This window comes from Sulfoacidibacillus thermotolerans (genome assembly GCF_003144315.1).
In the GTDB taxonomy this organism is placed as follows: domain Bacteria; phylum Bacillota; class Bacilli; order Alicyclobacillales; family SLC66; genus Sulfoacidibacillus; species Sulfoacidibacillus thermotolerans.
Window position 1 is genome coordinate 38,083 of record NZ_MPDK01000001.1, and the last position, 24,773, is coordinate 62,855.

The 24,773-nt window shown below is 43.1% G+C and carries 25 protein-coding genes, 2 tRNA genes and 1 riboswitch; of the genes, 23 read left to right on the forward strand and 4 right to left on the reverse strand.

Translation table 11 applies throughout. The features are described 5' to 3' along the window. Positions 1-211 precede the first annotated feature (211 nt). The 10 genes from spoIVA to BM613_RS00245 all read left to right on the forward strand — a co-directional run bounded on the left by spoIVA (position 212) and on the right by BM613_RS00245 (position 8,341). Positions 212-1,690 carry a stage IV sporulation protein A gene (gene spoIVA, locus BM613_RS00200; RefSeq protein ID WP_109429151.1) on the forward strand — a complete coding sequence of 493 codons (1,479 nt, stop codon included), beginning with the start codon at positions 212-214 and terminating at the stop codon, positions 1,688-1,690. A 145-nt stretch (positions 1,691-1,835) separates the two neighbouring features. Next, positions 1,836-3,416 carry an acetate--CoA ligase gene (locus tag BM613_RS00205; protein WP_109429152.1) on the forward strand — a complete coding sequence of 527 codons (1,581 nt, stop codon included), beginning with the start codon at positions 1,836-1,838 and terminating at the stop codon, positions 3,414-3,416. 92 nt (positions 3,417-3,508) lie between these two features. After that, positions 3,509-3,585: transfer RNA gene (locus tag BM613_RS00210), tRNA-Pro, on the forward strand. A gap of 76 nt (positions 3,586-3,661) precedes the next feature. Continuing rightward, positions 3,662-3,877, forward strand: coding sequence for a trp RNA-binding attenuation protein MtrB (gene mtrB / locus BM613_RS00215; RefSeq protein ID WP_109429153.1), 216 nt, complete (start codon positions 3,662-3,664; stop codon positions 3,875-3,877). Positions 3,878-3,978: 101 nt separating this feature from the next. Continuing rightward, the gene (locus BM613_RS00220; RefSeq protein WP_181362788.1) at positions 3,979-4,866 is read left to right on the forward strand and encodes a heptaprenyl diphosphate synthase component 1; all 888 of its coding nucleotides are present in this window, start codon (positions 3,979-3,981) and stop codon (positions 4,864-4,866) included. 5 nt (positions 4,867-4,871) lie between these two features. After that, on the forward strand, positions 4,872-5,612 hold the full coding sequence (locus tag BM613_RS00225) for a demethylmenaquinone methyltransferase (RefSeq protein ID WP_109429155.1): 741 nt from the start codon (positions 4,872-4,874) through the stop codon (positions 5,610-5,612). Positions 5,613-5,635: 23 nt separating this feature from the next. Next, the gene (locus tag BM613_RS00230; protein ID WP_109429156.1) at positions 5,636-6,601 is read left to right on the forward strand and encodes a polyprenyl synthetase family protein; all 966 of its coding nucleotides are present in this window, start codon (positions 5,636-5,638) and stop codon (positions 6,599-6,601) included. Between the two features lie 121 nt (positions 6,602-6,722). Beyond that, positions 6,723-7,166, forward strand: coding sequence for a nucleoside-diphosphate kinase (ndk, locus tag BM613_RS00235; protein ID WP_109429157.1), 444 nt, complete (start codon positions 6,723-6,725; stop codon positions 7,164-7,166). A gap of 141 nt (positions 7,167-7,307) precedes the next feature. Next, positions 7,308-8,102, forward strand: coding sequence for a CheR family methyltransferase (locus BM613_RS00240; RefSeq protein WP_109429158.1), 795 nt, complete (start codon positions 7,308-7,310; stop codon positions 8,100-8,102). 163 nt (positions 8,103-8,265) lie between these two features. Then, positions 8,266-8,341 (forward strand) — tRNA-Gly (locus BM613_RS00245). Positions 8,342-8,515: 174 nt separating this feature from the next. Here BM613_RS00245 and BM613_RS00250 read toward each other — a convergent pair. Both BM613_RS00250 and BM613_RS00255 read right to left on the reverse strand, forming a co-directional pair. Next, positions 8,516-9,016 (reverse strand): PaaI family thioesterase, encoded by a 501-nt coding sequence (locus tag BM613_RS00250; protein ID WP_109429159.1) that lies wholly within the window; start codon positions 9,014-9,016, stop codon positions 8,516-8,518. A 168-nt stretch (positions 9,017-9,184) separates the two neighbouring features. Then, positions 9,185-10,387: an EAL domain-containing protein gene (locus BM613_RS00255; protein WP_109429160.1), complete on the reverse strand. Its 1,203-nt coding sequence runs from the start codon at positions 10,385-10,387 to the stop codon at positions 9,185-9,187. A 333-nt stretch (positions 10,388-10,720) separates the two neighbouring features. Further along, positions 10,721-10,900, forward strand: a riboswitch (cobalamin riboswitch). Positions 10,901-11,080: 180 nt separating this feature from the next. Between BM613_RS00255 and BM613_RS00260 the strand changes: the two genes are divergently transcribed. Further along, the gene (locus tag BM613_RS00260; protein WP_109429161.1) at positions 11,081-12,097 is read left to right on the forward strand and encodes a HoxN/HupN/NixA family nickel/cobalt transporter; all 1,017 of its coding nucleotides are present in this window, start codon (positions 11,081-11,083) and stop codon (positions 12,095-12,097) included. Positions 12,098-12,173: 76 nt separating this feature from the next. Then, the gene (locus BM613_RS00265) at positions 12,174-12,356 is read left to right on the forward strand and encodes a hypothetical protein (protein ID WP_109429162.1); all 183 of its coding nucleotides are present in this window, start codon (positions 12,174-12,176) and stop codon (positions 12,354-12,356) included. A gap of 66 nt (positions 12,357-12,422) precedes the next feature. Here the strand turns inward: BM613_RS00265 and BM613_RS00270 are convergent, their stop codons facing one another. Both BM613_RS00270 and BM613_RS00275 read right to left on the reverse strand, forming a co-directional pair. Next, a complete protein-coding gene (locus BM613_RS00270; protein WP_181362789.1) occupies positions 12,423-13,022 on the reverse strand; it encodes a nitroreductase family protein in 600 nt (199 codons plus the stop codon). Positions 13,023-13,096: 74 nt separating this feature from the next. Then, positions 13,097-14,077, reverse strand: a complete 981-nt coding sequence (locus tag BM613_RS00275; protein ID WP_245926178.1) for a Gfo/Idh/MocA family protein — start codon at positions 14,075-14,077, stop codon at positions 13,097-13,099. Positions 14,078-14,260: 183 nt separating this feature from the next. Here BM613_RS00275 and BM613_RS00280 point away from each other — a divergent pair, with 183 nt between their 5' ends. The 11 genes from BM613_RS00280 (at position 14,261) to BM613_RS00330 (ending at position 24,659) form a co-directional block, all read left to right on the forward strand. Then, complete coding sequence (locus BM613_RS00280) at positions 14,261-14,983, forward strand: FadR/GntR family transcriptional regulator (protein WP_109429165.1); 723 nt, start codon at positions 14,261-14,263, stop codon at positions 14,981-14,983. A gap of 345 nt (positions 14,984-15,328) precedes the next feature. Further along, positions 15,329-15,508 (forward strand): Flp family type IVb pilin, encoded by a 180-nt coding sequence (locus BM613_RS00285; RefSeq protein ID WP_109429176.1) that lies wholly within the window; start codon positions 15,329-15,331, stop codon positions 15,506-15,508. Positions 15,509-15,544: 36 nt separating this feature from the next. Continuing rightward, positions 15,545-16,291, forward strand: coding sequence for a Flp pilus assembly protein CpaB (gene cpaB, locus BM613_RS00290; RefSeq protein ID WP_219930602.1), 747 nt, complete (start codon positions 15,545-15,547; stop codon positions 16,289-16,291). A 31-nt stretch (positions 16,292-16,322) separates the two neighbouring features. Then, positions 16,323-17,456: a CpaE/TadZ family protein gene (locus tag BM613_RS00295; protein ID WP_109429166.1), complete on the forward strand. Its 1,134-nt coding sequence runs from the start codon at positions 16,323-16,325 to the stop codon at positions 17,454-17,456. Positions 17,457-17,490: 34 nt separating this feature from the next. Then, complete coding sequence (locus BM613_RS00300; protein WP_245926176.1) at positions 17,491-18,846, forward strand: TadA family conjugal transfer-associated ATPase; 1,356 nt, start codon at positions 17,491-17,493, stop codon at positions 18,844-18,846. Further along, positions 18,843-19,784: a type II secretion system F family protein gene (locus BM613_RS00305; RefSeq protein ID WP_109429167.1), complete on the forward strand. Its 942-nt coding sequence runs from the start codon at positions 18,843-18,845 to the stop codon at positions 19,782-19,784. Before BM613_RS00300 ends, BM613_RS00305 begins: the two co-directional genes overlap by 4 nt. Positions 19,785-19,801: 17 nt before the next feature. Further along, complete coding sequence (locus BM613_RS00310) at positions 19,802-20,734, forward strand: type II secretion system F family protein (RefSeq protein ID WP_109429168.1); 933 nt, start codon at positions 19,802-19,804, stop codon at positions 20,732-20,734. Further along, entirely contained in the window at positions 20,727-21,128 is a 402-nt protein-coding gene (locus BM613_RS00315; protein ID WP_109429169.1) for a DUF192 domain-containing protein, read from the forward strand. The genes BM613_RS00310 and BM613_RS00315 overlap by 8 nt, the downstream gene beginning before the upstream one ends. A gap of 32 nt (positions 21,129-21,160) precedes the next feature. Beyond that, entirely contained in the window at positions 21,161-21,961 is an 801-nt protein-coding gene (locus BM613_RS00320) for a TadE/TadG family type IV pilus assembly protein (protein WP_109429170.1), read from the forward strand. Between the two features lie 70 nt (positions 21,962-22,031). Beyond that, on the forward strand, positions 22,032-23,219 hold the full coding sequence (locus tag BM613_RS00325) for a CpaE/TadZ family protein (RefSeq protein ID WP_109429171.1): 1,188 nt from the start codon (positions 22,032-22,034) through the stop codon (positions 23,217-23,219). A 108-nt stretch (positions 23,220-23,327) separates the two neighbouring features. Then, complete coding sequence (locus tag BM613_RS00330; protein ID WP_219930603.1) at positions 23,328-24,659, forward strand: acetyl-CoA hydrolase/transferase family protein; 1,332 nt, start codon at positions 23,328-23,330, stop codon at positions 24,657-24,659. Positions 24,660-24,773 lie beyond the last annotated feature (114 nt).

Consider the following 24,773-nt stretch of genomic DNA (forward strand, 5'->3'; position numbering starts at 1 on the left):
CGCGCGTTCTACCTCTCTCTCCAGTGGCATATAAATCAAACAAATAGGACTCGCTGTGGCCAATAAGACAATGCGGGCATATTGAGCCGTAAAGCTCATATATATGTAACGTCCAAACAGGGCTTTGCGCAGATGAGGCCGTCAGGCGCCCGCAGCCAACAGAACATGATTGGTCATCTACGCTGGCTTTTGAAGTTAGGGAGGGAATAGCGTGGACAGATTTGATATATTCAAGGATATTGCGGAGCGAACTGGCGGCGATATCTATCTGGGTGTCGTTGGCCCAGTACGGACTGGAAAATCCACATTCATTAAGAAATTTATGGAGCTTATCGTTCTGCCGAGTATGCAAGATGAGGCAGAACGCGCTCGTGCCATTGATGAACTGCCACAAAGCGCAGCTGGCCGAACGATTATGACGACGGAACCTAAGTTTGTTCCTAATCAAGCAGCGCATATCACTGTCGCTGAGGGACTTACAATTGATTGCCGGCTCGTAGATTGCGTCGGGTATACAGTGGCTGGAGCGCGCGGGTATGAGGATGAAAATGGGCCGCGGATGGTAAGTACTCCATGGTATGACGATCCAATTCCCTTTCAAGATGCGGCCGAGATCGGGACGCGTAAAGTCATAGCAGACCATTCTACAATTGGTTTAGTTGTGACGACGGATGGCTCCATTTCTGAGATTCCACGAGAAAATTATATTGATGCAGAAGAACGCGTCATTGCTGAATTAAAGGAGCTTGGCAAACCATTTGTGATGGTTGTTAACTCTGTACATCCTTATAGCCCTGAAACACAATCATTACGTGCTGCTTTAATCGAAAAATATGATGTTCCCGTCGTAGCTATTTCATGCGCGACCATGGGAAGCGAAGATGTACTGTTGATCCTAAAGGAAGCACTGTTTGAATTTCCCGTTCATGAAGTCAATGTCAATCTGCCAAGTTGGGTGATGGTTCTTGACCCCGAACATTGGTTGCGCAAAAACTATGAAACGTCCGTGCGCGAAACGATTCGCGACATTAAACGTCTGCGCGATGTCGATCGAGTGGTGGGGAATTTTGCGCAGTATGAATTTATCGCAAATGCGGCGCTCTCGAGTGTAGATATGGGCAGGGGAGTGGCTGACATCGAATTGTCAGCTCCTGATGCATTGTATGATCAAGTTCTCACAGAAGTCGTCGGTGTGGAGATTCGTGGAAAAGACCAATTATTAAAGTTAATGAAGGACTTTACGTATGCGAAAAAAGAATACGACAAAGTAGCTGATGCGTTACGCATGGTAAAACTCACTGGATATGGAATTGCCCCTCCTGTGCTCGAAGAGATGACGTTAGACGAACCAGAATTGATTCGCCAGGGTTCGCGTTTTGGTGTACGACTAAAAGCAACCGCCCCATCGATTCACATGATTCGTGTCGATGTTGAATCAGAGTTTGCACCTATTGTAGGCACGGAGCGGCAAAGTGAGGAGCTCGTGAAATACCTGATGCAAGATTTCGAAGAAAACCCGCTTAAAATTTGGGATTCCGATATTTTCGGAAAATCGCTTGCAGCCATTGTGCGTGAAGGAATTTCAGGAAAACTGTCCATGATGCCAGAAAATGCTCAATATAAATTAAAAGAAACGCTTCAACGCATTATTAACGAAGGAAGTGGTGGGTTAATCGCTATTATTCTCTAACTGACCCCTAACGGCGCGCGCGGATGATCCGCGCGTTGTCTATTTTCTTAAACAAGCAGGAAAGTTTCAAATCTAAAGCGAATATAGTTCAACAAATCTTCAAATTACAATTGTATTTATGCTTTGATCTGAGGAGGAATAGGAATTGAACGAACATTATAATTTCGCCGCATCCATTTCAAATTATGCGCGCACTCACCGCGACAATCTTGCATTGTTTGTTCATACAGATACTGGTCAAACTGCGCAACGAACCTACGGAGAATTAAGTGACGAAGCAGCCATCTTACACCAAACATTTAAAAATGTGGGGATCCAAGTAGGAGATCGAGTACTCGTGCTTGTCAATCGCGGGATAGATGCATACCAGATTTACCTTGGTCTCAATCATTTAGGAGCAGTCATTTTACCAGGCTCAGAAATGCTAAGGAAAGGAGATATTCTTTATCGTGTGCGCCATGCGCAAGTGAAAGCGGTTATTGTCGCTCCGCAGATCGCAGATGAGGTTGATCAAGCGCTTGCTGAAGATGACTCCGTTATCCGCATTCTGACGTCAGGAAGGAGAAAGGGGTTTCATGATCTTCAAGATCTCCGCGCTCTTGCTGCTGCACAACCTCTCTTAGAGCCTGCAGATACCCGCGCCGACGAAATGGCTTTTCTATCTTATACTTCTGGGACGACAGGAGGACCCAAAGGGGTCGTTCACGTGCATGGTTGGCCGCGTGCACATATTGCGAATGCGGCAACGTACTGGTTTGACGTGCAAGAAGGAGAATGGGCGTGGGCAACAGCAAGTCCAGGGTGGGCAAAATGGATATGGAGTCCGTTTGTTTCTATTCTCGGAAAAGGTGGCACTGCATTTGTTTACACCGGTCGATTTGATCCAGAACGTTATCTTGAATTGCTAGAACAATATCCGATTTCGGTTTTATGTACGACGCCTACTGAATATCGTCTCATGGCGAAATCTAAAAAAATGCAAACATGGCACCCTAAAGCTCTGCGCAGCGCGGTAAGTGCCGGAGAAGCACTAAATAGTGAAGTGATTGATGCCTTTGTACGCCAATGCAATGTTTATGTCCGGGATGGATATGGGCAAACGGAAAACTCATTGCTCGTGTCAACACAAGTAGGGATGCAAGTAAAACCCGGTTCAATGGGAAAGCCCTCTCCGTTACATGAAGTCGCTGTCATTGATGAAGATGGACAGCCCTTACCGGTTGGACAAGTTGGTGACATTGCTGTAAAGCGTACGGCCCCCACTTTGTTCAAAGAATATTTGTATGATCCAGAACGCACGAAACGCGCCTTTCGTAAAGACTACTACGTGACAGGAGATCTCGGCCGCTTTGATGAAGATGGTTACCTATGGTTTGAAGGACGTGCAGATGACATGATTATTAGTTCAGGATATACGATCGGACCGTTTGAAGTTGAAGATGCGCTCGTTCGCCATCCTGCGGTTGCTGAATGCGCTGCCGTAGCTAGTCCAGATGAAGAGCGGGGTCACATTGTAAAAGCTTTTGTTATTCTTAAAGAAGGTGTGAGTCCAAGTGAAGAATTAATCAAAGAATTGCAAGAACATACAAAGGCGATTACTGCTCCATATAAATATCCCCGTGAGATCGAATTCGTCGAAACTTTGCCGAAAACCACGAGCGGCAAAATCCGGCGCATTGAACTGCGGACACTTGAAAAGCAGCGTAAAGGATTGCCGAGGAAATGAGAAAATAACCATAGATTCGGGCTTTTTCGACGCTTTTCTCACACTTGCGAAATGGTCGTTTGACTGATATAATTCATACCATTCGCAGGTGACGGGATGTAGCGCAGCCTGGTAGCGCGCTACCTTGGGGAGGTAGAGGTCCCGGGTTCGAATCCCGGCATTCCGACCACAAAAATCAGCCCGCACGATGTGGGCTGATTTTTTTTCGATGAAATTTACCTCAAATCCCAGGGGGAGGATTCTTCATGACAGAAGAAGACTATGTGGTCATTAAAGCAAAAGTCAGCGGTGTTCAAGTGATTGGTTTGACGAGAGGACAAGAAACAAAATTTAACCACTTGGAAAAACTAGATCGAGGCGAAGTCATGCTGGCTCAATTCACAGAATATACTTCGGCCATCAAAGTTCGAGGCCCAGCGATGATTTATACTAAACATGGCGTAATTGACACAGAAGAGTAAGTGACAAAAGCTCATAAACCATGCTTGCATGAACCTGAATGTGATATAATGAACGCGCTTCATGCGGTGATGGCAAATGTGGATGGCGGGAGATGGACAGGGTGGGTGTAGATCTCGACAACCTAAGCCTATACGAAGGTCTTCAAATGAATGAAGTACAGACCTTCGCAGAGCACATGATTGCGCATCAGGTGCTAAAGGATGAATCAGTACTTCCCGCCTTGTCGCAATTACAACTATTCTTAGGCGCGGCGGTATTAACAAAATCTAGTCTCGGAGCTACCGTGCGAAAGCGGTTGTTAGCGGCGATGGTCATGATGTACCATGGTCTCTGTATGCATGATTTTATTACAGAGGGCAAGACGAGCCATGAAAAACGTAGGCAACTGACCATTTTAGGCGGGGATTTCCTCAGTAGTTTATTTTATAGATTATTAGTCGAAGCGGGCCTTCTTGATATGGTGAAATCCTTTTCGAAAGCGATCGTGAATATTAACGAAGCGAAGATGTCTGTACATGAAGTACAATTAAATGGCACTTATAATGAAGGAGATTATCTTAAGGATTTATCCACGATCCACGGCGCTCTTTTACGTGCTTTATGTGATGCATATGCACCATTTGAACGGATTCGAACTTTTATCGATTTGGCAATCTCAGCAAATATTTATGATCGCGAGTTAGAGCGTTCAAATCATGCGGGCGAAAAAACATTGGCGAACGTCCTGTTAAGTCAATTGGCAACTGAAGATGAACTCACCTTCTTAGTTATGCAACCGCGAAGCGAAGTAGGCGATAAACGCTTATCTTCGCTTCACTCTAAATACGGGACGATGAAACGTGTCTTATTTGGCTTTCGTGAAGTGATGAGTCAGCTGGAAAATGTTGCGATTGACTTGATTGGCAGAGATGGATGGGCAATTTTAGAACGCTTCTTCCAACATGCAAATACAGGGACAGAACATGCCCCATCCATGGAAGGTGGGTGATCCATATGGCTGAAAACAACTCTCATGTACGCTCTGAATTCGTGCATGATGTGTTTTCACATATTGCAGGACGCTATGACGTCATGAATTCCGTACTGAGTTTCAACCAGCATAAACTTTGGCGTAAATTCACAATGCGCAAGATGGCGGTAAAAAAAGGAGCACATTGCCTAGATCTTGCGACAGGAACTGCAGATTGGGCAATCGCATTAGCCGAGCAAATAGGAAGAGAAGGCAGAGTCATCGGACTTGATTTCTGTCAAGAAATGCTTGACGTTGGAGAGAAAAAAGTGCAACAGCGTCATTTAGGAGATCGAATTGAACTCGTACGAGGAAATGCGATGGATATCCCGTATCCAGATAATACATTTGATTATGTGACGATTGGTTTTGGGTTGCGAAACGTACCTGATATTTCTCGTGTTATTCGTGAAATGAAGCGAGTCGTAAAGCCTGGTGGACTCGTTGTTTCGCTAGAGTTATCTAAACCAACATGGCCGCCGTTTCGCGCACTCTATTATTTTTATTTTTACCGTATCTTGCCTTTTGTTGGACGACTAGCTGTAGGAAAGGCAGAGCCCTATAAATGGCTCCCAGAGTCTTTAATCGAGTTCCCTGATCGCTTTGCTTTGGCCAAGCTTTTCGCTGAAGCTGGATTAGAACATATTGAGCATTATGCTCTGACGGGAGGAATTTGCGCTTTACACATGGGACGCAAACCTCAACCCGCACTTACGTCATCGTGACGATGTAGAAGGTGAATGGCACCGTGGTCGTTGCAGATTTATATGCTGATTTAGAACTGGATCTCGCCTATGTAGAGGAGCGATTGCGCGATCAACTGCGTTCTTCACAGCCTGCGCTTGAACATGCAGCGATTCATTTACTGCAAGCAGGTGGGAAGCGATTGCGCCCTGTTTTTGTCTTATTAGCGGGAAAATTTGGGGATTATGACATTCATCGTCTAGAAAAAGTGGCGGTCGGTTTAGAATTGATTCATATGGCGACACTTGTTCATGACGACGTCATCGACAATGCAGAGACAAGGCGAGGGAATCCAACTGTAAAGGCTCACTTTGGAAATCGAGTTGCCATGTATACAGGGGATTTTATTTTTGCTCAGGCTCTCTCTGTGCTATCCGGTATTTCTCAGCCTCGCGCACATCACATCCTGTCAATTGCGATCGAACGGATGTGTGTTGGTGAAATTGAACAAATTCGCGACCTCTATTCGTTACAGCAAAGCTTTCGTAATTATTTAAAGCGCATTCGACGAAAGACCGCACTACTGATTGAAATGTCATGTGCACTGGGCGCAATTGTCTCTGATTCGGATTCGAACGTGGTTTCTACCCTGCGTCGATTTGGTTACTATGCAGGGATGGCGTTTCAAATTACAGATGACATCCTTGATTTTACTGCTTCTGCTGAGCGATTAGGCAAGCCGATTGGTGGAGATTTGCGACAAGGCAATATCACGATTCCTGTACTTTTTGCATTACAAGATGCGAAGAGAAACGCAGAGTTGAATCAGTTGATCTCGCCTACGCAAACTCCAGATCAGGTGTCGCGCGCAATTGCTATTGTAAAAGAAAGCGGAGGAATCACGAGTGCGCAAGACCTTGCTGATCGCTATCTACAAAAAGCTGAATGCGCACTCGCTTCACTTCCATCATCTCCTGCGCGAGATTCACTCATGGAACTCGCGAAATTCGTTGGCAAACGCGACCACTAAACAAAAATAAGTTCTTATGGTCATTTTTAAACCGACTGATTGGAATTGCGTTTTATGTCCTAAGCCTGCTAAAATATGATGGTCATCAATCACATGAGTCTCTAGAGAAATGAGGTTTTTTATGGAACGCACGTTCATTATGATTAAACCCGACGGTGTACAGCGCGGGTTAATCGGTGACATCGTCTCTCGATTTGAACATCGAGGGTTAAAATTAGTCGGCGCAAAGCTTTTGCAAGTCGACAAGGAATTAGCGGAAAAACATTATGCAGAACATCGTGAGCGTCCTTTTTTTGGAGAACTGGTTTCATTTATTACCTCTTCTCCTGTTTTCGCTATGGTATGGGAGGGTGCGAATGCGGTCTCGATCGCACGTTCTATGATGGGGAAGACCAACCCCGTAGACTCACTGCCGGGTACGATTCGCGGCGACTATGGCATCAGTGTAGGTATGAATCTCATTCATGGCAGTGATTCCACAGAAAGTGCAGCGCGTGAGATTGCTCTGTGGTTTAATAGTAGTGAACTGACATCCTATGAGCACACCATCGCAAAGTGGATTTAATGTTTGCTGGGAATATGAGAGAGTGAGGAGTCGAGGATCGGGAAACATGACATAGACCGATCCTCGATTGCACATAAACAATCTCACCACGAGAGTTCGTATATGAGTTATCATGATTTCAAGGAATAGGAAGGCAAGATCATGAGTGAGTGGACGCCAAATCCTAAAAGTGGCTATGATTGGTTTGTCGAGCAATTTAAAGTGGCGACAGGGATTGATTTGGCCTATTACAAGCGCCCACAAATGGAACGAAGATTGCTCGCGCTGTGTAATAAGCGTGGGTTTTCATCTTTTGAAGAGTATTTTCCCGCAGTATGCCAAGATGATCTGCTGATGAATGAATTATTAGATCGGATGACCATCAATGTTTCCGAATTCTTCCGGAATCCTAATCGCTGGCAAACATTAAAAAACGATATTCTTCCATCATTACTTACAGGGAAAACATTTCACGCATGGAGTGCGGCATGCAGTACGGGTCAAGAGCCGTTTACTTTGTTAATGATTTTAGCTGAACTTTTACCGATTGAACAAATTTCGATTTTGGCAACTGATATCGATTTACATGCTTTAGAATTTGCACAAAATGCAACCTATACGGAAACTGATGTTGCTTCAATAGAAAAAAACTTGCGAAACAAATATTTTATACCGAGTGACAACGGAAAAGTGATGATACATCCGTTCTATAGAAAACACGTTTTCTTTGAACAACACAATTTATTATCTGATCCTTATCCCAAACAACTCGACTTAATTATTTGCAGGAATGTACTTATCTACTTTACAGATGATGCAAAGAATCTCTTGATTGAAAAATTTTCACGCGCGTTGCGCCCGGGCGGAATCTTGTTTGTAGGGGGAACCGAACAAATCTTCCATCCAGAGTCATTTCGATTGAAACAAATTTCTCCTTTTTTTTATCAACGAATATAAACATATGTAAGCAATCTTCATCACGTAGTATTGCTTCTTGGATTTTAACCGCCTTGTCTCCGTAGTACAGGAGAAATACATAAAAAACATCAAATGACTTGAATTTACGTGCGAAAGTATGTATACTATATGTGTTGCCTTAAGAACTGGTATGCAAATGTATGCGGATGTAGTTCAATTGGTAGAGCGTCAGCTTCCCAAGCTGAATGTTGCGGGTTCGAGCCCCGTCATCCGCTCCAAATCTTATTTTGTTATGGTGCAGAGACTTCCCAGTTTGTTGACAGAACAAATAGGCTACAAAGAATCGGGAGAACAGCCCTAAAAGAAATTCGCGCAATTGCGTCGAGCCTTTTAGGGGCTGTTTTTTTATCAGTTCGTGGATAAAAACGCTGAGGGATGTAAGCTATGACTGCTTATTTGCGACCTCCAGTCATCGTGTCTGGTGCGAGGACAGCAACGACTTCACCGCGAGCACATAGGACTCCTTCGACAAATACTTCACTTTGTACGACTACTTTTTTTCTTCCAACTTCGATGATTTTACCTCTTGTAGTAATCGGTTGTCCGAGAGGAGTTGGCTTCACAAAGTCAACTTTCAGTGAAGCGGTGACACAACGTGGTACAGGATCAGGATCACCCAGTTCATGTCCATCTCGTCGATATAATGCCAGTGATGCCGAACCCGTGCTGTGACAATCGACAAGAGAGGCGATTAATCCACCATACACAAACCCTGGAATCGCAGTATGCTCAGGACGAGGAACATACACGGAGACTGTCTCATCGCCATTCCAGTATGTTTTCAGTTGAAGTCCATGTTCATTTAATCGCCCACAACCATAACACCATGAAAAATCATCAGGATAGAAATCTTGTACAAATAATACGTGATCTGCACTTATTTCATGTTGCATTCCTTCTATTCCTCCTTAAATAAAAAGTTGTTGCTAATGGTAGGATACTGCTATTTTTTATTCGATGTAAATAGGAAAGCGCTTCATATAACTTCTCTACGGATAATCTTCTTAATTTTGTTGAAAATAATGAGCAGAAATTGCACTCATCCGACATGGACGTACAATTCAAATCATTTCTATATCTAAATCGAGAAAGAGATATTGATGCTGATTTAGTGGACATGAATAGGTGCGAATTCTCCGATTACTATGGAGATCTCCGTACTCCGCAGAAAGAATGCCGATTTGATATTTTTTCATCGTGACAATATTGGAGATAAAATGAGAGCGCCACATCCAGTTTTGACCGACATGGTCGAATTCCAATAACCAAGTATGGTCTATTTGGCGAGTACAATTGGCGGAAACCTGATCACCATTTTCTTTGCAAACATACATGCGGAAACAGATTGGATGAATTTGCGATGACAAATACAGTAAGAATCGATTCACTTCTTCCCAAGATCCCTGCCAATCGCGCAGAGATGTGTTTACACATGCAGCTAATTCAGACTCAATTCGATATAAGTCATGTCGTGCGATATAACTTTGTTCAAAGTATCGCTTTGTCAAAGTAGCCAACTGCATCGTAAAGGCCGACTCAGCAAGAAAGTCGGGAATTGCTTGTGAAAAATAAAACCCTTGTAGATAGCGCGCTCCAGCTTGTAATGCTAGATAAATATCCTGTTCTGACTCAATTCCTTCTAACAGTAAGGAAGCTCCAATATGTTCAGCGACAGAAGAGAATGACTTTAAAAGTTGACTATGTCTTTTGGACACTTGACTTTTGCGGATTATATTTAAATCTACTTTGAGAATATCTGGTTCAATTTGTGCAATGCGCTCGAAATTACTAAATCCACTCCCAAGATCGTCAATTGCAATCATACAGCCTAGTGAGCGATATACATGCATGATCTCGCGAAGTATGGCGAGATCTCCTGTAAATTGTTCTTCTGTGATTTCAATGACGACAAGGTGAGGGTCAATTCCAGAGTCGTTCAGTAGTTTGAGAGTTGGCAGTTCAGAAAGTTTAGAATGATATCGATAAATCCAAGAAGGTTTTAAATTAATAAACAACTTTTCGGATCCACCACTTTGTGCGCGATGTTGTAAGGCGAGAGTGCGCAATTGGCGATCGAGTTCTAATTTTTCTTGTTCTTTGACGATCGTAGAATGAAAGAGCGGACCCAGACTTTCAATCCCATTTGCAGTGATTCTTCTTCCGAGTGATTCATACCCATAAATGAGACGCGTTTGCAGTGACACAATTGGCTGATAAAAGGGGAGTATCACTTCTTGAGTTGTGCTCCTTTTACATTCGCTCATTCTAATCCCCCACAATGCTGTAAAACAGTGTTGTATACACAATAACCTAAACTTTCTTCATCGTCGTCGAGGGACCTGGCGAATTGAATCAAAATGCGCTCGTTGCAGCCAATCGTTCGCACTTGTTAATTTACATAACATAGTAGAATAAATATAAGGAATTTTATGTTTTACCTCTATTTTTGTCAATAAAGATAACACATCATGCGTGCCTGTAGCAACTCGCTTCTCTCGTAACCACGAAACATAAAATTCGTTTCCCTGATTGATTGACAGGATGCGGATCAGACAACTATAATCCTGTTACACCAGCATTCGTTTATATGCTAACTTCACATCATGCAACAACTAGGTGCCCATTTTAGGGATAACAGGGAATCGGGTGAAAATCCCGAACGGTCCCGCCACTGTAACTGAGGAGTATCCTTTCACGATGTCACTCGAATTTTCGGGGAAGACGAAAGGATGCGATGACGCAGAAGTCAGGAGACCTACCTAGATTGTTTCACCTATACCTTCGAGGAAAGGGGCGGTGTACAGATCAATTCAGCGATTGAGAAGACTTACGCTGTCTATAATCTCGTACCCAAGTTCCGATGGATCTCGTCGGAACTTTTTGATTTTCAGCTAAATATCTCAGACGATCTTTGACTGTATCTTTACCCATACTGCCATGTAAGGAGAGCAAAAAAAATGAGGAATCGGGGAATTTTTAAATATGGGACAGGAGTCTTTGCATTACACGTTTTGGGGATTATTTTATTGGGTATCTCTGTATCACATCATCCTGCTTTATTAGGGATGGCGCTTTTGGCTTACACCTTTGGTCTTCGTCATGCGTTTGACGTAGATCATATTGCGTTTATTGATAATACCGTACGAAAATTTCTTGAACAGAAAAAAAACCCATCGGGAATCGGATTTTATTTCTCTTTAGGACACTCTACCGTTGTTGTGATCATGTCCATCTTGACTGCAATAGCCGTTCACTGGATGCAGCAAAAGTTACCTCAATTACAGAATATCGGAGGTATTTTGGGGACGCTCATTTCAGGTGTGTTTTTACTGTTACTAGGTTTTGTGAATTTATTTATCTGGCTAAAATTGTACACCTTATTTTTACAAATGAAACATAGGCAACATCAAGAACAAGAGTTGGATGAATTGCTAAACTCTCGGGGTCTCATCGCCAAATTCGTTAGACCTCTCATGCGCTTCATCACGAAAGACTGGCACGCGTATCCAATTGGATTTTTATTTGGACTTGGATTTGACACAGCAAGTGAAGTAGCTTTACTTGCCATCTCAGCGACTGCAGCGAGAAGTGCATTGCCTTTGACTGGGGTTTTAGCTTTACCGATCTTCTTTGCATCTGGAATGAGTTTAATGGACACAGCAGACGGCATGTTTATGACAACAGCTTATGGATGGGCTTTTTCAACTCCACTTCGTAAAATTTATTACAATCTCTCCGTCACAGGTCTCGGTGTTCTCGCAGCTTCTCTGATTGGAGTTATCGAGTTAGCACAAGTTCTCAGTAGTGAATTTAATTTTCATAATCGATTTTGGATATGGCTGCAGCAGTTAGATTTTGGAACATTAGGTTATCTCTTAGTCGCTCTATTTCTACTTGTTTGGAGCATCTCTTTTGGATCATGGAAACTTCTTGAAATTGAGGAACGGTGGAATCCACAGAGCTATTCTGAATAACCTTGACGAGCGTGCTTGCAAATGAGAAATTATAAATAGCTCCAGTTATTTAAAATCTTGAAAGGAGCGATTCTTCATGAGTTTGAGTATGTTTCCCTCGTTTGCCCCACGATTGGTACATAGAAATATTGAACAGTGGGTTGCACAACTTAATCAACAAGCAGAAGTTCGCCTGCAACAAAAAATGCAACAAGAAGCACAAGCCATGCAACAGCTGATCAAGTCTTTTCAACCTTCGGACAGCTGGATGAAAGGATAAAACTAAGGGGCCAACTCGACAAAGAGCCGTTGGCCCCCCTTTCTTGTAAACGTGTTTAGAACCAGTTTATTTAAATACGCGTATACGATGTTCTAATGATGTAAATTCTTTTTCTGCAGGCGATGCTACAGGTGTACCAAAGGGCATCTGAGCCACAAGTTGCCAACTTTCAGAAAGATTCCACGTGTCCTTTACTTTTTTATCAATTAAAGGATTGTAATGTTGTAAGCTGGCACCCAACCCTTCACTCTCTAGGGCTGTCCAAATGACAAATTGATGCATCGCACTGGTATGTTGTGACCATACAGGAAAGCGATCTTGATACAATGCAAAATTCCTTTGCAACTCCTCAATCACAGATTGATCTTCAAAGAAAAGCACAGTGCCATATGCATTTTTGAATCCATCCATCCGCTGTTGTGTTTGTTCAAATTGATCAGATGGTACGATCGTTTTTAAAATGTCTGTGGTAAGCTCCCAAAGCCGCTCATGTTGTTCTAAAAGAAGCACAACTATGCGAGTGCTTTGTGAATTAAAGGCAGATGGCGTATATTTAACCGCATCAGTGACAAGCTGTAAAATTCGCTCATCTGAAATGGGAGATGCTTTACTTAATGCATACATGGATCTTCTTTCACGTACTGCTGTTAAAAAATCTTTTCCCAAATGTAACTCCCCCATATAACTAAACTTGTTTCTTTTGCATATTTTAAATCACTCGCTTTAAAAAAACAAGTTGTTTATATTTTATTCTTCCGACCTGCAGCTTTATAGAGTGCGTCGATAATTTCTAAGTTTTGAATGGAGTCATGGAGCGTAATGCGTGGAGTTTGTTTGAGCCACACACATTCCGCAAAATGCTCGACTTGACGTGTGTACATATTTACTTCAGAAGAAAGCGTCTCACGAGTTTCTCCGCTCTCATCGCGAATGAGTAATGTCGGTGTCCCTTTATCTGGACGAAAGGGGAAAAGGACTTGCACAGAACCTTTGGATCCTACAATTTCAACAAACTGTCGTTCTACTGCTGCAAATGAGCAATCAAAATGAGCGAGCATGCCATTTGCAAATCGCAAATTCCCAACAAGCGATTCATCGACCATTCCATCTGCTCTGAATTGGGCTGCAGCTTGCACTTGTGTAACTGGCTCACCTTTTGCTACATTGCGGGCGACATGAACACAGTAACACCCAACATCATAAAGAGCACCACCACCCATCAGCGGATCCCAACGTATATCGGCTGTATTTTTTAGTGTAAATGAGAAACTCGCGTTTACTATTTTCAAATCCCCAATTCTATTTTCAGCGAGCAATTGTTCGATTCGATCCCATTGGGGATGAAATGGATACATGAATGCCTCCATAAAAACAACCCCATTTTCTTGACAGACTGTGGCCATTTCGCGCATTTCTGCCGCATTTAAGGCAGCTGGTTTTTCACATAACACATGTTTACCAGCACGTGCAGCCTGTAATGTCCAGTAAGCGTGCATTCCATTTGGCAAAGGAATGTACACAGCGTCGATATCAGGATCGGCCAATAGTTGTTCATAGCTGTCATAACTGTGTAAAATTCTATTTCGTTTTGCATACTCTTGAGCCTTGTCACGATTTCGACTAGCTACTCCTACCACTCGTGCGTTACTCGCTGCATGCAAAGCTGGAATTAACTGCGTTTCAGCAATGTGCGCAGTACCTAAAATACCCCAATTCAACATATCCAACTTACTTCACCCCTTATTTTACTGAAAGAGCGCAAACATCTAGAATTACTTACTTAAAGTATAACACACCCCGTATACCAATTTATAACAAACAAGGAGGTTGGTTTTCTGATCGGTCCGTTACATTGACTTTAGAATCGTTGATAAGACATACTGAATTCATTCGAGAACGTTGAGGTGACAAGATTGGATCGGCTCTTTTCAAACATTCGCAGTGAACGCCTCTATGAAAAAATTGTCACACAAATTCGCGCATTAATTGAAGAAGGCAAGTTAAAACCTGGAGATAAGTTACCAGGAGAACGAGAATTGTCTACTACCCTTGGCTGTAGTCGTACTTCTCTACGCGAAGCATTTCGCGTTCTTGAAGCAGAAGGATTGATCATCTCAAAATCGGGTGGTGGGCGTTTTGTTCAACAAATTGAACAAAGTATCAAATATGAATATCACAAGCCAACAGTTGATTTATTAGAAAAATCTGCAATCCTGTATTTTTTAGAAGCGCGGGAAATATTAGAACCACGCATCGCTGAACTCGCCGTGCATCGTGCAACTGCAGCAGATCTTGAAAAAATCGAAAAAGCGCTCGGTGAAGTAGAAAAGTCATTTGTGTATTCCGATCAGAAAATATCCTCTGACATGAACTTTCATGTAGCGGTTGCCGAGGCGACTCATAACTTTGTGTTTGTTTCGATCATCGAAAGTAATTTGCATATGATTCGGCAAATTCGTAAGCAGACACTCACAGATCTCGAACGCTATCAACAATCATTAGAAGAACACAAGCAGATTTTGCTTGCAATCCAAAATCGAGATGTGCAGCTAGCGATGACAGCGACAACAATGCACTTACAAAATCTTAGGAAAAATATAGAAAAAAGTTTGCGTGACAACAAATAGCGATTCTAAGAAGTTATGTATATAGAGTTTTTCCCCAATGACTCACTCAAATCAAACATCTTCGGGATGGGGAAGTAACCATCCCGTTTCCGCGTGCGTAGTATCCACTGCGTGTCATCCAATTCCTAGAAAAATGATCTCTTTGGACTTGTTGATCATAGTCCGTTTATACAATAAAACGCCTATGGAAAATAGTTGCTTTTGCTCAAGTCACTCATACTAATCAAGATTATAATTTAGCTATAAGAAATTGATTGATTCATGTAAGGATGTTTCTGTTTACTAATTACCGCACAATAAGGAGGTAATTTACAAATGAAAATACATATGGGTAGAAACGTTCTTATGGGGTGGCCCAGTAAGAAAAAAGGGGGGGACGTTCATCAGATTGCTCGGGAAGAAGGTCAAGCCCTTGTAGAGTATGCACTTATTTTAGCGTTAGTCGCTGTAGTAGCCATAGTGGTTTTGACAACATTAGGTGGCGATATCAAGACGGAATTTACCAATATAGCTAACCAGCTCTAAGAAATAGTATCTCGAGAAATTTTGCAATCTAGGAGGTTGATTGAGGATTTGGGTAAAGAAGGTCGCGTGATGACATTTCTTCGAGTAAATCGTTGGCTGATAATAGGTGTATTCTTGATCACAATTGCGGCTTTTCTTTCGGTACAGTATATCCACAGTACGGTAAATCAAGCAATAGATAAAAGACATCAGTCAACTTTACAGATCTTCGTTGCGAATCACGCCATTGCGGCGTATAGCCCTGTGACCGCCGCAATGGTAACGGCAATACGGCTCCCTCCCTCAGCGGTACCGCCTGGTGCCTATACGTCTGTGACAAACTTAGCGGGAGCCTGGACAACAGAACCCATTGCGGCGGGGATTCCCATAGTATCCAGTGAAGTGTTTTTTCCAAGTACAGCAAATGTACTGGCGGCTCGCATTAACGCTCATGACATGGCTGTTGACGTTCCACTTACTGCCGACGCAGCAGTGGACGGTCTCATCATGCCTGGAGATCAGATTGCATTATTTTTGAATATCACACAAGGCAATCATCGAGTTCTTGAGGACTTTATGAATCACGTGACGGTATTAGCCGTCAATGGGTCGATGGTTCCTGCGAGCAGTTCGACGGTAGGGAAAAATCTTTCCTTGATTCTTGCACTGTCTCCAACCGAAACGGAAAAACTGCTGTTGGCTACAGAAAGTGGCGGACTTGTCGCAGCTCTTGAATCGCCAAATACAGTTGCAAAACAGCCATCTCCTTATACAAGTTCAGAGATGGACACTCCGATTCCATAAAATTTTTAAATGTAAGACAGGTGGTTTTAAAGTGACGAATGTGTGGATCGTTGCAACGAGTCCACTTCGGGAAACTCTGACACAATTGATCGAAAAAATTCCAGGTGTTGTTTTGATGAGTGCAGTTGAGAATATTCGTGAAGTGTTAGGGATTTGTACAGGTGATCATGCGGATGGCATCCTTGTACTTGAAGACCGGCTTTTAAATGAAAATTCCGGGTTACTGGATCGCACAGCGAAAACAAACTGCTCTATCTTTCTCTATGTTAGAGAAGCCAGTATTGAAGCGACACGACGTGCACTCTCAATTCATGCTGTAGATCTCGTTACATTAGAAACAATATCAAAAAAGTTATTCGCTCTCATGCAGGGACAAGGCGTCGTCGTGGACAAGGAAACGACGAATGCAGTCATCTCAGTATATTCCCCTAAGGGTGGGGTTGGGAAAAGTACATTGGCTGTAAATCTAGCGTGGTCATTGGCACAACAGTCTCAAAAGCAAAGTGTTCTCATCGATCTTGATTTACAATTTGGTGATATAGGCCCCATGATCGCTTCGCGACCAGATCTGACGATCCAAGAATTAGTTGAGTGGAATTCACACACAGAGATTCAGGAAGAGCAGCTGTTACGCACTTTAACACCTGTTACGGAGGTTCCTCTGGATCTATTACTGGCACCTTTGCAACCACAGTATGCATCCATGATAAAACCTCATCATATTCGTGAAATTCTCGATTTGCTACGAAAGTCACATAAGTATACGATTTGTGATTTATCCTCCGGATTAACGGATCAGAACTTAACTGCAATGGAAGTCTCTGATGTCCTTTTACTTGTTGTATCACCAGAAATAATTACATTAAGAACAGTGAAACGTTCCTTAAAAATCTTACAAACCCTTTATCCAGTTTCACCAGAAATTCGCATTGTGCTCAATCGGGCTGGCAGCGGAATGAACCAAATGCAAATTGAAGATTTTTTGCATCTACCTATCACCTACTTTGTCCCAAGCGGTGGAGCTACGATTGCACGACTTGCAAATATAGGGAAACCACTGATGGTTGAACAACCACGTCACCCTGTGGCTAAAGCTCTTTCAGAAATCGCAAGTGACTTGAGTAAGAAATTTGAGGGAACGCATCTACGAGTTCCAAAATCGTAGATTCATTCACATTGGATCTATACGGAAAGGCAGAATGACGATGTCATTGCGAACACGGATTCATGAGATGGGAACTGGCGCTTCACAGGCATTTAACTCAATTAGTCCCGCACATATAAATAAAGTTCAAAGGTTCGACTATCTGAGTTCAGAGTTTTTACGATTGAAGACGCGTGTACAGGAAGTATTGCTGACGGAAATTTCTGATCCTGAAAAGTTAACGCATCACGAATTGCGAGAACGTATCGGAGAGATTGTTGAAAGAGAAAGCGAGAGAGTTCTATTTGAAAAAAACCAAGTCGTAAACATCCTTGTTGATGAAATTCTGGGATTTGGTCCGATTCAAGCGTTGCTCGATGATGCTGAAATATCGGAAATTATGATCAATGGCCCAGGTGCGATTTACGTGGAACGACTCGGGACTTTGGAAAAAACAAATCTCACATTTCGAGATGAGCTTCATCTTCGCAATACGCTTGAAAAAATGTTGTCTTTTTCTGGTAGACGAGTTGACGAGTCAAGTCCCATGGTAGATGCACGTCTATCAGACGGTTCGCGTCTCAATGCAATTTTACGTCCATTAGCGATCGAAGGTGACGCGATTACAATCCGAAAATTTTCACGTGATCCCTTGACGATCTCACAGATGATCCAATTCAATACCTTATCAGCAGACATGGCGACATTTTTAGAAGCCGCAGTAAAAGCAAAACTGAACATTGTCGTTTCCGGAGGAACTGGATCTGGTAAAACAACCACGCTCAATGCTTTAGCATCCTTTATTCCGCCTAGTGAGCGCATGATCACAATTGAAGATGCAGCAGAACTGCAGTTACAACATGAGCACAAGGTGAGCATGGAAGCACGTCCAATGAATGTGGAGGGACGTGGCGCGATTACAATAAGAGATCTCGTTCGCAACGCATTGCGTATGAGACCAGATCGAATCATTGTAGGTGAGGTACGCGGCGGTGAAGCTTTAGATATGTTACAGGCAATGAATACTGGTCACGAGGGTAGTTTGACTACTGTGCACGCGAACAGTCCTCGGGATGCACTTGCACGTATTGAAACAATGGTACTTATGGCTGGTGTAGAACTGCCCATGTTAGCTGTTCGATCACAAGTGGCTTCTGCGATTGACTTGATTGTTCAGCAAACACGATTGCTAGATGGATCGCGATGCATCGTGAAAATATCGGAGGTTGTGGGGCTTGAAAGTGGAATCATTTCTTTACAAGATCTTTTTGAATTTCAGCAAATGGGGATGGACGAGAAGAAAAAGATTACAGGTACTTTCCGGGCCACTGGAATTCGCTCACAGCACCTCGAACGCATGCGCGCTCATGGGGTAGAATTATCCCTTGCAGTATTTGGTGTGGGAAGATGACAACAGACAATCTATTGAACTTTTTTATCGCGGGATTATGGAGCTTAGCCACTCTTTTTATCGGGCTAGGAATTCGCGTTCTCCATATGCATCGCTTAACGAAGAAAAACCTTACAGCGATCATCCCCCCATTTTCTGATAGAGAGACTTCTAAGTTTAACTCTAGGCCTCTTAGTATATGGAAAATACAGAAAGCCCAGCAGGCGTGGGAACAAGGTCAGAATGCCGCCATACTAAAATTGCGCTTCACTGAATATCTCCTTATTATCTGGGCTGGCACCCTCGTTCCTGGCATTTTAGGTTATGATCTGCGCGGATTATTGGGAAGTCTGATCTTGGCGCCATTTGGAGCATTTGCTGTATGGAGCTACTTTCGTTGGAAGAAAGAGCGGATCTTGCAAATGATCGAGCGAAATCTACCTGATTTTTTACGTTCGTGGGCTACTGCACTTCGCGCCGGTCATCCAATCCTTCAAGCAATGGCTCTCGCGGCAGCAAAAATACCTGATCCATTAGGATTTGAAATTCGACGTGTATTACATAAACATGCGATTGGATACAGTCTAGAGGAGAGTCTTCAAGAGTTAACGACTCGCATTCCTTCGAGTGATTTACATTTGGCTGTTATGGTCATTAATATTCAGCGCGAGACAGGGGGATCGATGGCAGAAATTCTTGATGATATTGTGGCTACCATTGCGGCCCGCCAACGGTTAGCACAAGAAGTTCGTGCTCTTACGGCGCAAGGGCGGTTAAGTGCATGGGTGTTAACGGCTCTGCCTCTTGTATTAGGCGTATTTTTCTGGTACATCAATCCCACCTACATGGACGCATTATTTCACACACTGTTTGGCGACTTGCTGGTAAGTATCGCAGCCTTCTTGGTGCTTGTGGGGGGAGTACTCATTCATCGACTCGTCCGTTCACCAGAACTTTAGATTAGGAGAGCGTATCTATGTTACAAGCAGAAAAATACTTAATCGTCTTATTGATCGTCTCTTGCTTTGTTGTATTGGCAAAATGGCAACGAGACCGCAAAGATTATGAACGCCAAAAAATCATTCATGATCGGATGCGACTCTATCATATTCAGCGACAGGATTCATTTGATGAACTGTCGATCTCATTTTGGGAGCGCGTTATGATGCCGTTTTGGCACAAATTATTTGAATCGCTCTTTCATCTACTCACGCCGCAAAATATGCGTCACAAATGGATACAACAACTGCAACAAGCAGGAAGTTCATTACGTATAGAACAGTTTGTGATCATGCGCTTTGCATTTTCTCTTGTAATGATGGCAGTTGGTGTGTATTTGGCAATGTGGATTCCCGCCTTATCTCCGAGTGAACGAGTCCTCCTTCCTATCTTCTTTGCGGGAAGCATGTACTTATTTATAGGAGCTCGTTTGAAAACTGCGGCACAAAAGCGACTCAAACAGCTAGAGCGTTCGCTCCCGGAAGTTTTTGATTTGCTAAGTGTGAGTGTAGTAGCTGGATTAGGGTTTGATAGTGCATTGTATAAAATGGTAAAAAACATGCCAGAAAGTCCTGCAAAGGATGAATTTGGTCGGGTTTTATCTGATATGCGCCTTGGAATGAGCCGGACAGATGCTTTGCGTGCACTGGCTGAACGAACTCATTTGCCTGAATTGCATCGATTTGCTTCTCTTGTCACACAGTCAGATCGCATGGGGGGTGGCATTGCTGTGGCCTTAAAGGCACAGGCACAAGACATCAAGAACACAAGGAGTATGCGTGCTCGAGAGAAAGCTGCATTAATCCCAGTGAAGATCATCTTTCCCATGATTGTATTTATATTTCCCGCTATTTTTGTCGTAATCTTAGGTCCTGCTATTCTCTCGTTCATACAGGTGTTTCATGGATAGTTTTACGAGCAATCTCTTCCAACGAAAAGTAACAGTCATCAATCGGCGGACAGATTCTGTGATTAGCACTGGTGTATATGTGGCCCACTCATTTTGGCAAAAGTTTCGCGGCCTCATGGGAACATCAACCCTATCGAAGGACGAAGGCATGTTATTTCCACGTACCCATGCGGTGCATATGTTTTTTATGCGATATCCACTGTTGATTGTCTATCTCTCTACAGATTTCACAGTCTTACAAATGATTGAACTTAACCCGTGGGAAGTAAGTCCAATTGTGTGGGATGCATCTTGGGTATTAGAATTGCCAACGAGTAAAAATCAGGAAATTTTCTTGGGGGATACTTTGCAGATTTTTCCTACCATTTTAGCGAAGAGTCCAGATAACAAATGAAGAAACAAAAGAAACTGGAAGAGTGATGAAAAATGAAAACATTCATCTCGCGTTTGATAAGGCTTCGCGCACATTTTCAATCTATAATTTACGATCAACAAGGACAAGCACTCGTTGAAGCAGCATTTGTCTTACCTCTTTTTCTTCTTCTAGTACTTGGTGGAATCACTTTGTTTTTTACATTAGGTGCGCGTCAAGCTGCCGCAAATGCAGCTACAGCCGCGTATCAAGATGCGTTAGTCGGCGATAGCGCGCAACAAATTGCCATAAGTGTGGGAAATCAACTCGCGCTTGCTCCTGGACTCTCGATTGAGAGTGTGATTGTAAATGATTCGTCTGCAACAACTTCAAGTATAGGAAGTGGATCTACAACAGCGACTTACTTGCCGCCTCATGCATCTGGAGATACGCAAGTCATCGTTAATGTTACACAAAAGCAGCCTGCCATTATGACTGCAAAGGGTTTAGAAGTTCAGGTAAACCCTAGTGCATTGGATGAGATTTTACAACAGACAGGGATTTCTCAACTCCTAGGCAACCCCAATGCATCTTCTGACGGATGGGTTCCGCTCAATTCAATGGGGCTTACAGGTTGGACGAATGCTGGGTTACTTTCTTACAACGGCATGGGTTTACTAAATGTGTTAGGTGTACCCCTAGGTGTGAATGATGGGCAAGTGACGGGGGTCCGATTGACAGGTGTAACTCAAACACCCGCGATGGTGTTCGTGGATTTTCGGTTAAGTAACTATCATCCTGTAGGCCCCACCTTCGGGTTATTGCCAACATCGATGAATTGGTCATTTAAGCTTGGAACCCAATCAAGTTCTTGAGATTGGTCCTCGCCCCTCACAAGCAAAAACCTTGAAAAATCGATTGGATTGTAAAGAAGGGGGGCTATTGATGTTTACCGTGTATGTAGCTATTCGAGCACAACTGCAACCACAACTCGTTACGGCGGTGAAACAAATCCCTCATGCTGTGTTCATCGGGAGTTCTGTGCATTTGCGACAAGCACTAGAAGAATGTGCAGTCGAGCATCCTGACGTCCTTTTGGTTGACGATCATTTACTCGTTGAAGACATTCAGTTAGTAGATCAAATTACTAGTATTTCATATCCCATTGTGTTTTTTGCCTCTTCATTGGACACAGAAGCAATTTCACGTGCATTAATCATTCATGCACAAGATTTCCTTGATATGGACAATTGGACTGTGGAATTATCCGCAACATTGTCGCGAGCAGCCGTCTCCATACAACGCGACCCTACAAAGGAAGGACGAGTTTTTGTCGTCTTTTCATCAAAAGGAGGAGTAGGGAAAACGACATTAAGTGTCAACTTAGCGATTGCTTTAGCAAAAAAATATAGGCAACCAGTAGCAATTCTAGATTTGGATGTTCAGTTCGGAGATGCGGCATTTTTGGTGGGCGATACTCCAGAGATGACTTTATATGACGTGATCAAAGAAACAACAACTGTGAACGAAGCGACGATTTCACATGCTCTTAAAGAAGTAACAGAGCAAGTGTATCTGCTAGCTGCTCCAAATAACCCAGAAGAAGCGGAAGATATAACGGCAGATCACGTGGTTCAAATCCTAAGGTGGTTGCGTAAACGACATGCTTTTGTTGTAGTGGATACCACGCCTGGTTATACAGATATCAATTTAGCAGCTTTCGATTTTTCGGATGCGATTTTGACGATCTGTACCCCTGATGTAATGACCTTGCGCACAGTCGTGCAAGCACTTCAGGTTTTTTATAATGGATTTCATTATACAAAAGAGAAAATTCGCATCGTCTTAAATCGCAGTGGGTCTAAAACAGGCGTGGAGACATCAGATATCACCCGCGTTTTACAAACTCCGATCTCATTTCAATTGCCTAGTGATGGATCGTATCCTGTTGAAGCTGCGAATGAAGGAAAGCCCTTACTCCTTAAATTTCCTGAATCTGTATTGTCACGTTCAATTCAGTATATGGCCAATGAACTTATCCAAGAAATAGAAGGACAGAATCAAACTGAAAAAAATAAAGGTCAATCCAAACACCCATTCATTTCTAAAATTATAAGTAAATTTCACAAATAAGTAGAGGGTCGTGCTGACTTAAGGTTAACAAATAACTAGGGACCCTCCTCCAAAAAGACTAACTTCTATTAGTTAAAATGAAAGTGGCGGCTCGATAGCGATTCCTGTATGTTTTATGTAGTTATCGTCTTGCACTACATAGATCACAAAGAGAAAGGACATCACGCCATGGATATGATCTCTCGTGAAGCAGCTTTAGCAAAGTTACAATCTCATCAACGAATTTATGTTCAGGGCATGGCTTCTACGCCACATGGTCTACTTGAAGAATTGGCACAGCGTGGTCGTGAACTTGAAGCTGTTGAACTCTTTCATCTTCATGTAGAAGGAGATACTCCTTGGATTACAACCGATCTTAGCGGTCATATTTATGACCGCTCACTATTTATCGGGAAAAATATGCGAGATCATGTGCGAGAAGGTCGTGCATCTTATGTTCCATTGTTTCTTTCCGAAATCCCGTGGTTCTTGTCACAGCCCGCCTTTCGGCCGGATGTTGTTTTTTTAAACGTAAGTCCACCTGATGCGCATGGCTACGTGAGTTTAGGTCCTACGCTTGAAGCAACGAGAACGGCAATTGCAAACGCGCAAGTTGTCATCGCTCAAATTAACAAACATGTTCCAAGAGTGCTAGGCGATGCATTGATTCCAATGGATCACATCACCTATGGAGTTGCCTGGGAAGAACCGCTCTCAGCAAAAGAAGCAACAGAAATTGATCCTGTCACAGAAAAAATCGGCTACTATGTCGCGAGTTTAATTGAAAATCGTTCTACCTTACAACTTGGCATCGGGAATATTCCAGATGCTGTGTTACGCCAACTTGTAAACCATCAGGATTTAGGCATTCACAGTGAAATGATTTCTGACGGAGTGCAAACTCTGGCCGAAAAAGGAGTGATCACAGGACGCTATAAAACAACTGATCCAGGGAAAATAGTCGCAACCTTTGCCTTTGGCACTCCGGAACTTTATCGGTTTTTAGACGATCATCCACTTATTTCACTGCGGGATGTCGATTATACAAATGACACAGCCGTGATTCGCCAAAATTCTCGTATGGTATCAATTAATTCAGCGATCGAAATCGATCTCACCGGACAAGTCGTCGCTGAATCGATTGGTTCTCAAGTGATTTCTGGTGTTGGCGGACAAATGGATTTTGTCCGTGGGGCAAGTCTCTCTCCTGAAGGAAAATCCATTATCGCTCTACCCTCGCAAACGCGATCAGGACAATCGCGTATCGTAGCTACACTGAAACCAGGAGCCGGCGTGACAACCACACGTAATCATGTGCAGTACGTTGTAACGGAGTATGGGATTGCCGATTTACATGGAAAAAGCTTAGAAGAACGGGCGCGCAACTTAATTGCGATCGCACATCCAGCAAACCGCGAAGCACTTATACAAGCCGCCAAAACGATGTGGAAAGGGTTCTAAGTAGAGAGCAGTATGTGCAGACAGGATTGAATTGATACGCAGTATGTTTGAGATAACAGGAATAAATTACAACGTATTTTTTTCAAAATAGGCTTTGACAGAGCAAAACAGGGT

What these genes read in the sequence shown, in the direction of transcription:
- mtrB (WP_109429153.1), top strand. Translation starts at nt 3,662, where the DNA reads ATGACAGAAGAAGACTATGTGGTCATTAAAGCAAAAGTCAGCGGTGTT.
- BM613_RS00225 (WP_109429155.1), top strand. Translation starts at nt 4,872, where the DNA reads ATGGCTGAAAACAACTCTCATGTACGCTCTGAATTCGTGCATGATGTG.
- ndk (WP_109429157.1), top strand. Translation starts at nt 6,723, where the DNA reads ATGGAACGCACGTTCATTATGATTAAACCCGACGGTGTACAGCGCGGG.
- BM613_RS00240 (WP_109429158.1), top strand. Translation starts at nt 7,308, where the DNA reads ATGAGTGAGTGGACGCCAAATCCTAAAAGTGGCTATGATTGGTTTGTC.
- BM613_RS00250 (WP_109429159.1), bottom strand. Translation starts at nt 9,016, where the DNA reads ATGCAACATGAAATAAGTGCAGATCACGTATTATTTGTACAAGATTTC.
- BM613_RS00255 (WP_109429160.1), bottom strand. Translation starts at nt 10,387, where the DNA reads ATGAGCGAATGTAAAAGGAGCACAACTCAAGAAGTGATACTCCCCTTT.
- BM613_RS00260 (WP_109429161.1), top strand. Translation starts at nt 11,081, where the DNA reads ATGAGGAATCGGGGAATTTTTAAATATGGGACAGGAGTCTTTGCATTA.
- BM613_RS00265 (WP_109429162.1), top strand. Translation starts at nt 12,174, where the DNA reads ATGAGTTTGAGTATGTTTCCCTCGTTTGCCCCACGATTGGTACATAGA.
- BM613_RS00275 (WP_245926178.1), bottom strand. Translation starts at nt 14,077, where the DNA reads ATGTTGAATTGGGGTATTTTAGGTACTGCGCACATTGCTGAAACGCAG.
- BM613_RS00285 (WP_109429176.1), top strand. Translation starts at nt 15,329, where the DNA reads ATGGGGTGGCCCAGTAAGAAAAAAGGGGGGGACGTTCATCAGATTGCT.
- BM613_RS00300 (WP_245926176.1), top strand. Translation starts at nt 17,491, where the DNA reads ATGACGATGTCATTGCGAACACGGATTCATGAGATGGGAACTGGCGCT.
- BM613_RS00305 (WP_109429167.1), top strand. Translation starts at nt 18,843, where the DNA reads ATGACAACAGACAATCTATTGAACTTTTTTATCGCGGGATTATGGAGC.
- BM613_RS00310 (WP_109429168.1), top strand. Translation starts at nt 19,802, where the DNA reads ATGTTACAAGCAGAAAAATACTTAATCGTCTTATTGATCGTCTCTTGC.
- BM613_RS00315 (WP_109429169.1), top strand. Translation starts at nt 20,727, where the DNA reads ATGGATAGTTTTACGAGCAATCTCTTCCAACGAAAAGTAACAGTCATC.
- BM613_RS00320 (WP_109429170.1), top strand. Translation starts at nt 21,161, where the DNA reads ATGAAAACATTCATCTCGCGTTTGATAAGGCTTCGCGCACATTTTCAA.
- BM613_RS00325 (WP_109429171.1), top strand. Translation starts at nt 22,032, where the DNA reads ATGTTTACCGTGTATGTAGCTATTCGAGCACAACTGCAACCACAACTC.
- BM613_RS00330 (WP_219930603.1), top strand. Translation starts at nt 23,328, where the DNA reads ATGTTTTATGTAGTTATCGTCTTGCACTACATAGATCACAAAGAGAAA.